A 13,814-nucleotide genomic window follows, 5' to 3' on the forward strand; every position below is an offset into this window, starting at 1 on the left:
GATGGGCGCTCAGCTTCGCGTTTACAAGCGCCGCATCCAAGCCGTCACCGCGACCAAGAAGATCACCAAGGCGATGGAAATGATCGCCGCCTCGCGCATCGTCAAGGCGCAGCGCAAGGTGACGGCGTCGATGCCGTACGCGACCGAGCTCACCCGTGCGGTGACCGCGGTGGCGACCGGCTCGAACACCAGGCACCCGCTCACCACCGAGGCCGACGCCCCGGTGCGGGCCGCGGTTCTGCTCCTCACGAGCGACCGCGGTCTGGCCGGCGGCTACTCCTCCAACGCCATCAAGGCGGCGGAGCGGCTGCGGGAGCGGCTGGCGGCCGAGGGCAAGGAGGTCGACACGTACATCGTCGGCCGCAAGGGTGTCGCCTACTACGGCTTCCGTGAGCGCAAGGTCGCGGAGTCGTGGACCGGCTTCACCGACAGCCCGGAGTACGCGGACGCCAAGAAGATCGCGGCGCCCCTGATCGAGTCCATCCAGAAGGACACGGCCGAGGGCGGCGTCGACGAGCTGCACATCGTCTACACCGAGTTCGTGTCGATGATGACGCAGAACGCGGTCGACGGCCGGATGCTGCCGCTCTCGCTCGACCAGGTCGCGGAGGAGAGCGGTGCGAAGGACGAGATCCTTCCGCTGTTCGACTTCGAGCCGTCGGCCGAGGACGTCCTCGACGCCCTTCTGCCGCGCTACGTCGAGAGCCGCATCTACAACGCACTGCTGCAGGCTGCTGCTTCCGAGCACGCCGCCCGCCGTCGTGCGATGAAGTCGGCGACCGACAACGCCGGGGATCTGATCAAGAGCCTTTCCCGGCTTGCCAACGCGGCCCGCCAGGCCGAAATCACCCAGGAAATCAGCGAGATCGTCGGCGGTGCAGGTGCGCTGGCCGACGCGTCCGCGGGGAGTGACAAGTAATGACGACGACAGTTGAGACGGCCGCTGCCACGGGCCGCGTCGCCCGGGTCATCGGCCCGGTCGTCGACGTGGAGTTCCCCGTCGACGCGATGCCGGAGATCTACAACGCCCTGCACGTCGAGGTCGACGACCCGGCCGAGGCCGGCGCTCGTAAGACGCTGACCCTCGAAGTCGCCCAGCACCTGGGTGACGGCGTGGTCCGCGCGATCTCGATGCAGCCCACCGACGGTCTGGTCCGCCAGGCCGCGGTGACCAACACGGGTGCGGGTATCACCGTCCCGGTCGGTGACATCACCAAGGGCAAGGTGTTCAACACCCTCGGTCAGATCCTGAACGAGCCGGAGGCCGAGGCGCAGATCACCGAGCGCTGGCCGATCCACCGCAAGGCCCCGGCCTTCGACCAGCTCGAGTCCAAGACCGAGATGTTCGAGACCGGCCTGAAGGTCGTCGACCTGCTGACCCCGTACGTCAAGGGCGGCAAGATCGGTCTGTTCGGTGGTGCGGGCGTCGGCAAGACGGTCCTCATCCAGGAAATGATCATGCGTGTGGCGAAGCTGCACGACGGTGTGTCGGTGTTCGCCGGTGTCGGCGAGCGCACCCGTGAGGGCAACGACCTCATCGACGAGATGACCGAGTCGGGCGTCCTGGAGAAGACCGCGCTGGTCTTCGGCCAGATGGACGAGCCGCCGGGCACCCGTCTGCGGGTCGCACTGTCCGCCCTGACCATGGCGGAGTACTTCCGCGATGTGCAGAAGCAGGATGTGCTGCTCTTCATCGACAACATCTTCCGCTTCACGCAGGCCGGTTCCGAGGTCTCCACGCTGCTCGGCCGTATGCCGTCCGCAGTGGGTTACCAGCCGACCCTGGCCGACGAGATGGGTGTGCTCCAGGAGCGCATCACCTCGACGCGTGGTCACTCGATCACCTCGATGCAGGCGATCTACGTCCCCGCGGACGACCTGACCGACCCGGCCCCGGCCACCACGTTCGCCCACCTCGACGCGACGACGGTTCTTTCCCGTCCGATCTCCGAGAAGGGCATCTACCCGGCCGTGGACCCGCTGGACTCCACGTCCCGCATCCTGGACCCGCGCTACATCGCGCAGGACCACTACGACACGGCCAGCCGCGTCAAGGGGATCCTGCAGAAGTACAAGGACCTCCAGGACATCATCGCGATCCTCGGTATCGACGAGCTGGGCGAGGAGGACAAGCTCGTTGTCCACCGTGCCCGTCGCGTCGAGCGCTTCCTGTCGCAGAACACCCACGCCGCCAAGCAGTTCACCGGCCTGGACGGTTCGGACGTGCCGCTCGACGAGTCGATCGCCGCGTTCAACTCGATCTGCGACGGTGAGTACGACCACTTCCCCGAGCAGGCGTTCTTCATGTGCGGTGGCATCGAGGACCTCAAGGCCAACGCCAAGGAGCTCGGCGTCTCCTGAGCCTCCGGCTCACCGAGGGGGGTGGGTGTGTCCCGCCCCCCTCACCACGCCCCGTAGAATTGACCCAACACCCGGCATGACCGCCGGGTGGTGACCCGAGGAGCCACCCTTGGCTGCTGAGCTGCATGTCGAGCTGGTCGCCGCGGACCGCAGTGTCTGGTCCGGCGAGGCCACCCTCGTTGTCGCACGTACCACGTCCGGCGACATCGGCGTCATGCCCGGTCACCAGCCGCTTCTGGGTGTGCTGGAATCGGGCCCGGTGACGATCCGTACGAGCGACGGCGCGACGGTTGTCGCCGCTGTGCACGGCGGTTTCATCTCGTTCGCTGACGACAAGCTCTCGCTGCTTGCGGAGATTGCCGAGCTTGCGGACGAGATCGACGTCCAGCGCGCCGAGCGTGCGCTGGAGCGTGCGAAGTCGGACACGGACGCCGCCGCCGAGCGGCGCGCCGATGTGCGACTGCGTGCGGTGGCGGTGCACTAGCACCCCCACGATGTGTTTTTTGACTCAGCCGCGGCCCGAGCTGGAATTATCCAGACCGTGTCGCGGCTGAGGCGATGCAGGTGCAGTTCGGTTCGGCTCGGTTCGGTATCCGTTACTCGACGATGCGAGGAGGTCGGTGGAGATGGTCCTCGCTTTGTGGGTGGGCGGTCTGGTCGTCGTACTGGTCGCGGTGGGTCTGTTCGTCTTCGGTCTGCGCAGGCGGCTGATCCAGCGCTCCGGTGGGACCTTCGACTGCAGTCTGCGCTGGGACGTGTCGCAGGAGCCGGATCCGTCCGGCAAGGGCTGGGTGTACGGCGTCGCGCGCTACAGCGGTGACCGCGTCGACTGGTTCCGCGTCTTCTCCTATGCGCCCCGTCCGCGCCGCGGCCTGGAGCGCTCCTCGATCGAGGTGGTCGCGCGCCGGCTGCCCGAGGGCGAGGAGGAGCTGGCTCTCCTGTCCGATTCCGTCGTACTCGGCTGTCTCCACCGGGGGACCCGCCTGGAGCTGGCGATGAGCGAGGACGCGCTGACGGGCTTCCTCGCCTGGCTGGAGGCGGCTCCGCCCGGCCAGCGGGTCAACGTGGCCTGAGAAGCGTATCTGCGCAGTACATGCGAAAACCGGGGAGACAGGGGGCGGACCTGTCTCCCCGGCGCTTTTTGCGGGGGCGTGCCTACAGCGTGGGGATCTAGTTGAGACCGCCGTCCATGGCGCTCACGAGCTCGCCGTTGGCGGTGTCACCACTGAACTCCCAGAAGAACGCGCCTCCCAGCCCCTGGCCGTTCGCCCACGCCATCTTGGACGCGATGGTGGCCGGGGTGTCGTAGCTCCACCAGTTGGTGCCGCAGTGGGCGTACGCGGTGCCGGCGACGGTGCCGGTGGAGGGGCAGGTGTTCTTGAGGACCTTGTAGTCCTCAATGCCCGCCTCGTAGGTGCCCGGGGCCGCGCCGGTCGCAGTGCCGCCGGGGGCGGACTGGGTGACACCGGTCCAGCCGCGGCCGTAGAAGCCGATGCCGAGGAGCAGCTTCGAGGCCGGGACGCCCTGGGCCTTCAGCTTGGCGATGGCGGCGGCGGAGTTGAAGCCCTCCTGCGGGATGCCGGAGTACGAGGTCAGCGGCGAGTGCGGTGCCGTCGGGCCCGCCGGTGCGAAGGCGCCGAAGAAGTCGTACGTCATCACGTTGTACCAGTTCATGGACTGGGCCGCGCCGGCGTAGTCGGCCGCGTCGATCTTGCCGCCGTTCGAGCCGTCCGCGGTGATCGCGGCGGTGACCAGGTTGTTGGCGCCGAACTTCGTCCGCAGTGCGGAGGCGACGTTCTTCAGTGCCGCCGGGCCGCTGGTGTCACAGGTGAGACCGCAGCCGTTGGGGTACTCCCAGTCGATGTCGATGCCGTCGAAGACATCGGCCCAGCGGGGGTCCTCGACCAGGTCGTAGCAGGACTGGGCGAAGGCTGCGGGGTTCTGGGCAGCCTGTGGGAACCCGCCGGACCAGGTCCAGCCGCCGAACGACCAGAGGACCTTGATGTGCGGGTACTTCGCCTTGAGCTTGCGCAGCTGGTTGAAGTTGCCGCGCAGCGGCTGGTCCCAGGTGTCGGCGACTCCGTCGACCGACTGGTCGGCCGTGTACGCCTTGTCGTAGTCGGCGTAGGTGTCACCGATGGTGCACTTGCCGTTCTGGACGTTGCCGAACGCGTAGTTGATGTGCGTGATCTTGGCGGCGGAGCCGGACGTCACCAGGTTCTTGACGTGGTAGTTGCGCCCGTAGACGCCCCACTCCGTGAAGTAGCCGAGGTTGACCTTGCCACCGGGGCCGGGGCCCGGGTCGGTGGTGCCGGTGGTGCGGACGGCCACCGAGGAGCTGACCGGACCGGTCTGGTCGGCGGTGTCGCGGGCCTGCACCGTGTAGGAGTAATCGGTGCCCTTGGTGAGGCCGGTGTCGGTGTACGTCGTCGTGGTGACCGTGGCGACCTTGGCACCGTCGCGCAGGACGTCGTAGTTCTTGATGCCGTTGTCGTCGGTGGCTGCGCTCCAGGTGAGCTTCACCGAGGTGTCGGTGACGTTGCCGGCGGTGGGGGTGCCGGGCTTGGACGGGGCATTGTCGCCGGGGACGCTGCCGCCGTCACAGGAGCCGCCGTTCAGCTTGCAGCCGGTGGGGGAGCCGGTGCCGGTGCCGTTGAAGCCGAAGCTGATGCTGGCGCCCGGAGCTACGGTTCCGTTCCAGCCGAGGTTCTTGGCGGTCCAGTGGGTTCCGGAGCTGGTGACGGCGGCGTCCCAGGCGGAGCCGACCGCGGTGCCGGAGGGGAAGTCCCACTCGATCGTCCAGGAGGAAAGGGCGGTGGTGCCGGTGTTCTTCACCGTCCACTGGCCCTCGAAACCGGTGCCCCAGTCGGTCTTCTTGACGTAGGTGGCGGTTGCCGATGTGGCGGCTTCGGCGGGGGAGGCCAGCCCGACCATCGCGGCGAGCGGCAGAAGCAGCGCGGTGAAGCCCGCGACCGCCTTCGATCTGGTGGCTCCGCCGGCTCCGAGTCTCCATCTGAGTCTGGATCGGCGTAGGGGGGTTTCAGTGCTCAACGGTGCTCCTCGGGTGAGGTCCGACAAACGGGGGTGGTCCGTGGACTGCAAACCCTGCGTCGCCCTGAGAGCGCCTTGTCATGGCGTACTCATCGCAGCGTGCGTGTTCGGTGAGATTAGGAAGGTCTGGACCAATCGTCAAGAGGTCCAGACCAAAGATCCGCGCTCAACCTCAAAGATCCAACTCCTGTGCGAGTACCGCAGCTTGGACCCTGCTCCGTAGCTCCAGCTTCCCCAACAGCCTGCTGACGTGCGTCTTCGCCGTTGCCTCTGCCATCGAGAGCCGCACCGCGATCTCCGCGTTCGACAGCCCTTCACCGAGAGCGCCCAGCACTTCGCGCTCCCGCGGTGTCAGCGCATCGAGCACCGCCGGATCCGGTGCGCCCACCCGGCGCGCGGGGGCGGTCACGGCGAACTCCGCGATCAGCCGTCGCGTCACGGCCGGCGCGATCAGTCCCTCGCCGCGTGCCACCGTACGAACCGCATCGAGCAGGTCGTGTGCGTCGGTGTTCTTCAGCAGGAAGCCCGACGCGCCCGCCCGCAGCGCCCCGAAGACGTACTCGTCCAGATCGAAGGTCGTCAGCACCAGTACGTCGGCGAGCTGCTCCGCAACGACCTGCTTGGTCGCCGACACCCCGTCGAGCCGGGGCATCTGGATGTCCATCAGCACGAGATCCGGGCGCAGTTCGCGGGCCAGGTACACGGCACTCTCGCCGTCGCCGGCCTCGCCCACGACCTCGATGTCCGCTGCGCTGCCCAGGATCAGCACCAGCCCCGCGCGGACCGCCGCCTGGTCCTCGGCGACCAGTACCCGGATCGTCATCGTCCCAACACCTCTTTCTCGACGGGCAGTTCGGCCCGCACCTGCCAGATCTTCGTGCCGTCCTCCGCGGATACGGGCCCCGCCTCGATCGTCCCGCCGAGCAGGGCAACCCGCTCCCGCATTCCCACGAGGCCGGCACCCGAACCGGGCGCACGCGGTCCCGGCCGGCTGCCGAACACACTGCTGACCTCCACCGTCAGCAGGTTGCCCGACCGGCCGAGCCCGACCGCCACCGGGCCCGGTGCGGCATGCTTCAGCGCGTTCGTCAGGGACTCCTGGACGATGCGGTACGCGGCCAGCTCGACCGGTGCGGGCAGCGGTTCCGGCTGCTCGCGGGCGTCGGCGAGCGTGACGGTCAGTCCGCTGGACGACGAGTTCGCCCCCGCCTGTTCGACGAGGGCGTCCAGGGACGCCAGGGTCGGTGCCGCGCTCGGCCGGGCGTCACCGCCGCTGTCGCGCAGCAGTCCGATCAGCCGCCGCATCTCCGCCAGGCCGTCGACGCTGTTCTGCCGGATCACTCCGAGGGCGTTGCGTGAGGTGTCCGGGTCGTCGATGGAGAGCGCGGCGGTGGAGTGGATGGCGATCGCCGAGAGATGGTTGGCGACCATGTCGTGCAGTTCGCGGGCCATTCGGGAACGCTCGGCGGTCACCGCCTGGACCCGGTCCATCTCGGCCAGGAGCGCGGTCTGGTCGGCGCGCAGCCGGGCGGTCTCGGCCGCGTCGCGGTGGTTGCGGACGCTGACGCCGGTGATGGCGGGGGCGAACGAGACCAGTCCGGTGACGATGCCGATCAGCAGCGCCTCGGCGGTGCGGAACCAGGCGAGGAAGCCGATCGTGACGGCGACCGTGATCAGGAACGTGGTCACCGGGATCCGGCGTGCGGCGGCCGGGGTTCCGTACACCACGGCGGCGTACATGATGTCGGTGAACATCAGCGTGGTGGCCAGGCTGCCTGTCGTGCACTGATCGGCGACCAGTGTGAGCGTGCCGAGGACCAGCGCGGTCTGCGGTGCGGTCCGCCGCAGCAGTTCCATCCCGGCCATCGACGCGAGCGGCACGAGAGCCGTCCAGTGCGCGGTGAGGAGCCGGCCGCCTTGGGGGTGCAGGCCTGCCAGCCAGAGCACCAGACCACCGGACAGCCCGATGACCGCGATCAGTACGTCGTGACGGTGCGGGCGCACAAAGGTGGACACCCGTCCATCCAACACGCCGGGGCGGCGCCGGACGTCCGTTCGAGGGGTGAGGTGCGGCTACATCGAACTATGCAGTCACGATTCGTCACTGCCGACGACGATCCGGTGCCCTGCGGACGGGAGGCTGGAGGGGACCGGAAGGAGAAGTGCCGTGATCGTCACACTGATCGTGCTCTGCGAGGCCGGCTTCTGGGTGCTGCTCGCCGCCGGACTCGGACTGCGCTACGTCGCGAAGAAGCCCCGGCTGGGCGCGGCCGTGCTGCTGTGCGAGCCCCTGCTGGAGGTCGTTCTGCTGGTGGTGACGGCCATCGACCTGAAGAACGGCGCCGAGCCGGGCGTGAAGCACGGCCTGGCCGCCGTCTACATCGGCTTCACCGTGGGACTCGGCCACTCCACCATCCAGTGGGTCGACGCCAGGGTCGCCCACCGCTTCGCGGGCGGTCCGCCGCCGGTGAAGCCCCCGAAGTACGGGATGGCGCGGGCGGCCCACGAGTGGCGCACCGCCGCCCGCTGGATCGTCGCCGCGGTGACGGCCACGGCGCTGCTGCAGGCGGCGGTCTGGTACGTGGGCGGGGACGGTGACTCCGGCTCGCTGCGGATGTGGCAGCAGAAGATGCTCTGGGTGATCGGGATCAACCTGATCATCGCCGGGGGTTACACGCTGTTCCCCAAGCAGGAGCCCAAGGGCCGGGTCGGGGCGGGTCGCTGATCAGCGCTCGCCGCCCGGCACCCACAGCACGTCCCCGACCTCCTGGTTCGCCGTCCGCGCGAGGATGAACAGGAGGTCGGAGAGGCGGTTGAGGTACGTCGCCGTCAGCGCGTTCATCACATCGCCGTGCACCTCCATCGCCGCCCAGGTGGACCGCTCGGCCCGCCGGACCACCGTGCACGCCTGGTGCAGGAGCGCCGCTCCCGCAGTACCGCCCGGCAGGATGAAGCTGCGCAGCTTCTCCAGGTCCTCCAGGAATGTGTCGCAGTCCCCTTCGAGCTTGTCGATGTAGGACTGCTCGACCCGCAGCGGCGGGTACTTGGGGTCCTCCACGACCGGCGTGCTCAGATCCGCGCCCACGTCGAACAGGTCGTTCTGGACGCGGACGAGGACCTTCACGACGTCCTCGGAGAGCTGCCCGAGCGCGATCGCCGTGCCGATGGCGGCATTGGCCTCGTTGGCGTCGGCGTACGCCGAGATCCGCAGATCGGTCTTGGCGGTCCGGCTCATGTCGCCGAGGGCGGTGGTGCCCTGGTCGCCGGTACGGGTGTAGATGCGCGTCAGATTGACCATGCGGCCAGACTAGTTACGCTCCGGCCTTGCGGAAGACCCGTGTGCCGACCGTCACGGCCAGGAGGGTGAAGCCGAGCGACACCGGCACCCCGTACAGCATGTGCGCCGTGGCGTACGAGCCCCCGTACGCGTCCCGCACAGCGTCCACCGGATACCGGAGCGGCGTGAGGTGCGACAGAACGTCCCGCCACGCCGGGGCCGGTGTCATCGGCCGCATCAGCCCGGAGAGCAGCATGGCCGGCATCGTGAGCGTGTTGATCACGGGCCCGGATTCCTGCGGCGTACGGACCTTCATGGCCAGGGCGTACGACAGCGAGGCCGGCGAGACGGTCGGCAGGCCGACGAACGCGAATTCGATCAGCACCCCGGGCAGCGGTGCGCCCACGCTCAAGGCCCGCCTCCGGTACCTCCAGCAGGAGGTGCTCGACGCCGTCGTCACGCCTCTTTGCGAGGAGACGGGCACAGCCGCCGAGGACCCGATGCCGCTGCTCGTCGGTGGCCAGATCGCCTGGATCGAGAGCGCCGTCGTCGGATTCATCAGCAAGGAGATGAGGGCCGGCCGCAAGGCCGTCGACGTCTCCGGGGACGCGCGTGCCGTCCTCGACGACATCGAGGGGCTGCTCGGCGCGGGCGTACTCAACTACGCGCGGCGCGCCGCCGAATGACCTCCGCCGGTGTGATGTCCGTCATGTGAGACGTGACGCGCATCTCTTCGCAGCCCCAGCGCCCCTCACGGGTACTAATCTCCGCCGGAGAGCATGTGGAAGAACCGTTGCTGAATGCATAGGGGTGCGAACGTGGCCAGGAAGCTCGCCGTCATCGGCGCCGGACTCATGGGGTCCGGTATCGCGCAGGTCTCCGCCCAGGCGGGCTGGGACGTCGTGCTGCGTGATGTCACCGACGCGGCCCTGACCCGCGGCCGCGACGGCATCGAGGCCAGCTACGACAGGTTCGTCTCCAAGGGCAAGCTGGAGGCGGCCGACGCCGAGGCGGCACTCGCCCGCATCACCACGAGCACCGACCTCGACGCGGTGGCGGACGCCGATGTCGTCGTCGAGGCCGTCTTCGAGAAGCTCGAGGTCAAGCACGAGATCTTCCGGGCACTGGACAAGGTCGTACGGGAGGACGCCGTCCTCGCCTCCAACACCTCCGCCATCCCGATCACCAAGATCGCGGCCGTGACGGAGCGGCCCGAGCGCGTCGTCGGTGTGCACTTCTTCTCGCCGGTGCCCATGATGCAGCTCTGCGAGCTGGTGCGCGGCTACAAGACCAGCGACGAAACCCTCGCCACCGCTCGGGAGTTCGCCGAGTCCGTCGGCAAGACGTGCATCGTGGTCAACCGTGACGTCGCGGGCTTCGTCACCACCCGGCTGATCTCGGCACTCGTCGTCGAGGCCGCCAAGCTGTACGAGTCGGGCGTCGCCTCGGCCGAGGACATCGACATCGCCTGCAAGCTGGGCTTCGGCCACGCCATGGGCCCGCTCGCCACGGCCGACCTGACCGGCGTCGACATCCTGCTGCACGCCACCGGCAACATCTACACCGAGTCGCAGGACGAGAAGTTCGCCGCTCCGGAGCTGATGCGCCGAATGGTCGATGCAGGTGACATCGGCCGCAAGAGTGGGCAGGGCTTCTACACCTACTGATCGTTTCGAGGCCCCCGGATGCCTGATCTGCCGTCAATCAGGCCCGGGAGCTCCGGGGCCCGGCGCTGTCCGGGATCCGGAGCGGGCTTTTCCGGCGGACCGCTGTCACCCCTCAGGGTGAATTCGGTATCGGTTCGCTTACAGACGGCAACTTCTCCGTCGCTGCGGCAGTCAGTGGTGACAGAAGCAGACGAGAAAACCAGACCGACCGACCTTGCTACGGAGTACTTCCGGGGAGCGCATATGTACATCAGGGGCGACCACGCCGAGCTGGTCATCGGGGGCCGCCTCGATGTCCGAAGCGCGGCGGACGCCCGTACGGTTCTGCACTCGGCCGTCGACGACGGAGCCGGCGACCTCGTGCTGGACCTGACCGAGCTGGACTCGTGGGACGCCACAGGACTCGGCGTCATCATGGGCGCGCACCGCAGAGCCGGCCGGGCAGGCCGGCGGCTGGTGCTGCGCGGCGTGCCGCCGCAGATGCAGCGCCTGCTGGTGGCGACCAGACTGCACCGCATTCTGGCCATCGAGGGCGGAATCGCCGCAGACTCCCTGCCGCGCGTATAACGCGGCCGAGCGGCGGATCAGTCACAATCCTCACGAGACTGTGACGTCTTGGGCGGCGCGGCCCCCCACTCGTTCGTAGATACTGTGCGAAGGTTTAGGGTTCGGCCGTCTGCTGATCGACGGAACCCATGGAGCAGACACCGGACCGGAAACGACAGCGGGGCGTGCGAGGCCGGGAGGGGCAACCGCGCGCTACGCGTCTGGGGGGCTTTGACGATGGACCCGACCAACCGGGGGCCGGAAGAGTACGGCCGTGAACACGACCGTTCCGGGGAGGACGCCGCGCGGCGACGGCAGTCCCGCGATCCTCTGACGCCCGACTTCGCGCACCAGACACCACAGCAGTCCCGCACGGTGCAGCTCATATCGGGCGACTTCCTGCTCACGGTCAATCCGGTCGACGGCAGCGAGATCGAGCCCTGCAGGCCGGGGGAGCAGCCCGCCACGCCCGTACGGCACACGGCCACGGAGCGCGCCGACCGCGAGCGAGCCACCGCACCGCCCGTACCGCCGGGGCCTCCCGGACCGCAGCTGCCTCTCCTGGAACGCCAGGAGGAGCGGGAGCGGCTGGTGCGGCTGCTGGCACGGGGGCGCTCGGTGCGGCTGACCGGCCCGGCCGGTTCCGGCCGCACGGCCCTGCTCACCGCCGTGGCCGCGGACTGCGCGGACCTGGCACCCGACGGGGTCGTACACCTCTCCGGATACAAGCGCACCACCACCGACCTGCTGTACAACCTCTTCGAAGCCGTCCACCAGGCTCCGCTGCACCGGCCCGACCGCGAGGGCCTCCTGGCTCTCGTCCACGGCATCGGCGCCGTCGTCGTCCTCGACGACCTGGAGTTCGGCGGCGCCGCGCTGCAGGAACTGCTCGACGCGACGCCCGAGTGCGCGTTCCTGTTCGGCACGACACCCGACGTCGCCGCGCCCACCGCCGACTCGAACCTCGAAGAGGTCTTCCTCACCGGACTCGGCCGCAGCTCCTCGATCGAGCTGCTCGAGCGCGTCGTGGAGCGCCCGCTCACCGATGACGAGGCGAACTGGGCGGGCGACCTCTGGTTCGAGTCCGAAGGACTGCCGCTGCGTTTCGTCCAGGCGGGCGCGCTGCTGCGCCAGCGCGACCAGCTGCGCACCGACCCGGAGATATTCGCCGACGGATACGACGACGAGCCGGCCGACGCGCCCTTCGGCCGGTCCGAGGCCCAGGAGATACCGCTGCCCAGCCTCGGTGAAGGTGCGGCGCCCGCCGCCCTGCTCGCCTCCCGGCTGAGTGAGGCCGCGCAGGACACCCTGCACTTCGCCGTCGCACTCGGCGGGGAGGTCCCGCACCAGGCGCATCTGCCGGCGCTGGTGGGGGACACCCATGCCGATGCCGCGATGGGCGAGCTGGCCGCGTGCGGGCTGCTCTCCCCGGCGGGCTCCCGCTACCGGCTCGCCGCCGGTGTGCTGGCCCAGCTGGAGGCAACCGGCTACGGCGAGGACGCGGACGTGCGCGCCCGGACCGCCGCCCAGCACTACGCCTGGTGGGCGGGGCACCCCTCCGTCACCTCCGAGCGGGCGGTCGCCGAGGCCGATGCCATCCTCGCCGCCCTGGCGCACCTCGTCCTGGGCGACCGGGCCGGGCAGGCCAGCGCTGCTGTTCTGCTGGCCCGTAGCGCCTCTCCCGCCTTTGCGGCGGGGATGCATTGGGGCGCCTGGGAGAAGGCCCTCAGGGTCGGCCAGGAGGCCGCCAGGATCGCCGGAGAGGTGGCCGAAGAGGCCTACTTCCACCATGAGTTGGGCGTCCTCGCGCTGTGCACCGGCAATCTGGACCGGGCCCGGGCAGAGCTGGAGGCCTCCGTCGGCATGCGCGGCGCACTCGCCGACAAGTCCGGTGCGGTGGCGGGACGCAGGGCGCTCGCCCTGGTCGCGGACCGCTCCGGCGGTCCGGTGCAGATCGGTCGCACCCCCGCGGGCGAGGAGGTGCCGGCCGCGCGCCACGAGGAGTCGGCATCGCCGCCCGGTGGCATACCGGCAGCCATGCCCCTGTTCCCCCGGCAGGCAGAGGAGTCGTCCACGCTGGTCTCCCGGCAGAGTGCTCCCGGGGCCGGCAAGGGATCGTTCGGCGGGCGTATCGCGGTACTCCAGGGCGCCCGGCGCAATCTGGTCGCGGTGGGTGCGGGTGCCCTGCTGGCCGCCGTGCTCGGCACGGTGGTGACCCTGGGCGCGACGTCCGGCAGCGAGGACCCCGAGGGCCAGAACGTCACGACCGAGCAGTCCGCGAACGAGGACGACAGCGAGAGCGGCCTCTCCGCGGACGAGCCGACGGACGGTACGGCCTCCGGCGACGCCACACCCGGCGGAGCCAAGAGCCCGGGAGCATCGGGCCGGGCAACTCCGTCCGGCAACGGCACCCCGTCCCCGGGCGCATCGGGTCCGGACTCGGGCCCGACGACGGGCGCCACGTCGAGCGGCCGTCCCAGCGGCCGGCCGACGTCAGGCAACCCCTCGCCGACGGGTAAGCCGACGAAGTCGCCGACCACTGCGCCCACCACGCCGCCGCCGACGCCCTCCACGAGCCCGACGACGCCTTCCACGAGCCCGACTCCTACGGAGGAGCCCCCGACCGAGCCGGAAATATCCAACTCGGCGAGTGGACCGGCAGAGTCGACGACCGCCTCGGCAACGAGCGCCGGGCCCAGCACGGCGGGGACATCCGACGGCACTCCGACGGTGGCGTGAAACCCAGAAAGCCGCCGGACGGGACACTCGGGCCCTTCCGGCGGCCGAGGACACCCGCACCGGCCGTCGGCCGGGCCCCCTACGACGTGGTGCACGACAGCGAGCGGGCGCAGGGCGCCCTGCGCCTCCGCCTTGGATGCGGAGCCGCAGGACGTCGCTCGCTGATCCACTCG

General features: G+C 69.6%; 13 protein-coding genes and 1 pseudogene. 9 read left to right on the plus strand and 5 right to left on the minus strand.

Features of this window, described 5'->3' with window-relative positions:
- Position 1: 1 nt before the first annotated feature.
- From ACFWBQ_RS19025 to ACFWBQ_RS19040, 4 genes are all read left to right on the plus strand, one after another.
- On the plus strand, positions 2-919 hold the full coding sequence (locus ACFWBQ_RS19025) for a F0F1 ATP synthase subunit gamma (protein ID WP_385490013.1): 918 nt from the start codon (positions 2-4) through the stop codon (positions 917-919).
- Positions 919-2,361 (plus strand): F0F1 ATP synthase subunit beta, encoded by a 1,443-nt coding sequence (gene atpD, locus ACFWBQ_RS19030; protein ID WP_385490016.1) that lies wholly within the window; start codon positions 919-921, stop codon positions 2,359-2,361. Before ACFWBQ_RS19025 ends, atpD begins: the two co-directional genes overlap by 1 nt.
- A 109-nt stretch (positions 2,362-2,470) precedes the next feature.
- Entirely contained in the window at positions 2,471-2,845 is a 375-nt protein-coding gene (locus ACFWBQ_RS19035; RefSeq protein ID WP_385490019.1) for a F0F1 ATP synthase subunit epsilon, read from the plus strand.
- Positions 2,846-2,987: 142 nt separating this feature from the next.
- Entirely contained in the window at positions 2,988-3,434 is a 447-nt protein-coding gene (locus ACFWBQ_RS19040; RefSeq protein WP_385490022.1) for a DUF2550 domain-containing protein, read from the plus strand.
- A 97-nt stretch (positions 3,435-3,531) separates the two neighbouring features.
- Here ACFWBQ_RS19040 and ACFWBQ_RS19045 read toward each other — a convergent pair whose 3' ends face one another.
- The 3 genes from ACFWBQ_RS19045 to ACFWBQ_RS19055 all read right to left on the minus strand — a co-directional run bounded on the left by ACFWBQ_RS19045 (position 3,532) and on the right by ACFWBQ_RS19055 (position 7,428).
- A complete protein-coding gene (locus ACFWBQ_RS19045) occupies positions 3,532-5,412 on the minus strand; it encodes a glycosyl hydrolase family 18 protein (protein WP_385490025.1) in 1,881 nt (626 codons plus the stop codon).
- A gap of 172 nt (positions 5,413-5,584) precedes the next feature.
- Entirely contained in the window at positions 5,585-6,235 is a 651-nt protein-coding gene (locus ACFWBQ_RS19050; RefSeq protein ID WP_385490027.1) for a response regulator, read from the minus strand.
- On the minus strand, positions 6,232-7,428 hold the full coding sequence (locus ACFWBQ_RS19055; RefSeq protein WP_385490029.1) for a sensor histidine kinase: 1,197 nt from the start codon (positions 7,426-7,428) through the stop codon (positions 6,232-6,234). The genes ACFWBQ_RS19050 and ACFWBQ_RS19055 overlap by 4 nt, the downstream gene beginning before the upstream one ends.
- Before the next feature lie 151 nt (positions 7,429-7,579).
- On the opposite strand from ACFWBQ_RS19055, the gene ACFWBQ_RS19060 reads away from it, so the two are divergent.
- On the plus strand, positions 7,580-8,137 hold the full coding sequence (locus ACFWBQ_RS19060) for a hypothetical protein (RefSeq protein WP_385490032.1): 558 nt from the start codon (positions 7,580-7,582) through the stop codon (positions 8,135-8,137).
- Here ACFWBQ_RS19060 and ACFWBQ_RS19065 read toward each other — a convergent pair whose 3' ends face one another.
- Both ACFWBQ_RS19065 and ACFWBQ_RS19070 read right to left on the minus strand, forming a co-directional pair.
- Positions 8,138-8,710 carry a cob(I)yrinic acid a,c-diamide adenosyltransferase gene (locus ACFWBQ_RS19065; RefSeq protein ID WP_385490034.1) on the minus strand — a complete coding sequence of 191 codons (573 nt, stop codon included), beginning with the start codon at positions 8,708-8,710 and terminating at the stop codon, positions 8,138-8,140. It abuts the gene before it with no gap.
- Positions 8,711-8,723: 13 nt separating this feature from the next.
- A pseudogene (locus tag ACFWBQ_RS19070) lies at positions 8,724-9,101 on the minus strand (ABC transporter permease); the annotation flags it as partial.
- A 28-nt stretch (positions 9,102-9,129) separates the two neighbouring features.
- On the opposite strand from ACFWBQ_RS19070, the gene ACFWBQ_RS19075 reads away from it, so the two are divergent.
- From ACFWBQ_RS19075 to ACFWBQ_RS19090, 4 genes are all read left to right on the plus strand, one after another.
- Positions 9,130-9,375 (plus strand): hypothetical protein, encoded by a 246-nt coding sequence (locus tag ACFWBQ_RS19075; RefSeq protein ID WP_385490037.1) that lies wholly within the window; start codon positions 9,130-9,132, stop codon positions 9,373-9,375.
- Between the two features lie 132 nt (positions 9,376-9,507).
- The gene (locus ACFWBQ_RS19080; protein ID WP_385490040.1) at positions 9,508-10,356 is read left to right on the plus strand and encodes a 3-hydroxyacyl-CoA dehydrogenase family protein; all 849 of its coding nucleotides are present in this window, start codon (positions 9,508-9,510) and stop codon (positions 10,354-10,356) included.
- A 243-nt stretch (positions 10,357-10,599) separates the two neighbouring features.
- The gene (locus tag ACFWBQ_RS19085) at positions 10,600-10,923 is read left to right on the plus strand and encodes an STAS domain-containing protein (RefSeq protein WP_385490044.1); all 324 of its coding nucleotides are present in this window, start codon (positions 10,600-10,602) and stop codon (positions 10,921-10,923) included.
- 216 nt (positions 10,924-11,139) lie between these two features.
- On the plus strand, positions 11,140-13,641 hold the full coding sequence (locus ACFWBQ_RS19090; RefSeq protein WP_385490046.1) for an ATP-binding protein: 2,502 nt from the start codon (positions 11,140-11,142) through the stop codon (positions 13,639-13,641).
- Positions 13,642-13,814 lie beyond the last annotated feature (173 nt).

Origin of the sequence: Streptomyces sp. NPDC060035 (assembly GCF_042736635.1) — a bacterium.
Lineage (GTDB): Bacteria > Actinomycetota > Actinomycetes > Streptomycetales > Streptomycetaceae > Streptomyces.

Coding starts and splice junctions, on each gene's coding strand:
- ACFWBQ_RS19065 (WP_385490034.1), bottom strand. CDS start 8,710: ATGGTCAATCTGACGCGCATCTACACCCGTACCGGCGACCAGGGCACC.
- ACFWBQ_RS19040 (WP_385490022.1), top strand. CDS start 2,988: ATGGTCCTCGCTTTGTGGGTGGGCGGTCTGGTCGTCGTACTGGTCGCG.
- ACFWBQ_RS19050 (WP_385490027.1), bottom strand. CDS start 6,235: ATGACGATCCGGGTACTGGTCGCCGAGGACCAGGCGGCGGTCCGCGCG.
- ACFWBQ_RS19085 (WP_385490044.1), top strand. CDS start 10,600: ATGTACATCAGGGGCGACCACGCCGAGCTGGTCATCGGGGGCCGCCTC.
- ACFWBQ_RS19090 (WP_385490046.1), top strand. CDS start 11,140: ATGGACCCGACCAACCGGGGGCCGGAAGAGTACGGCCGTGAACACGAC.
- atpD (WP_385490016.1), top strand. CDS start 919: ATGACGACGACAGTTGAGACGGCCGCTGCCACGGGCCGCGTCGCCCGG.
- ACFWBQ_RS19025 (WP_385490013.1), top strand. CDS start 2: ATGGGCGCTCAGCTTCGCGTTTACAAGCGCCGCATCCAAGCCGTCACC.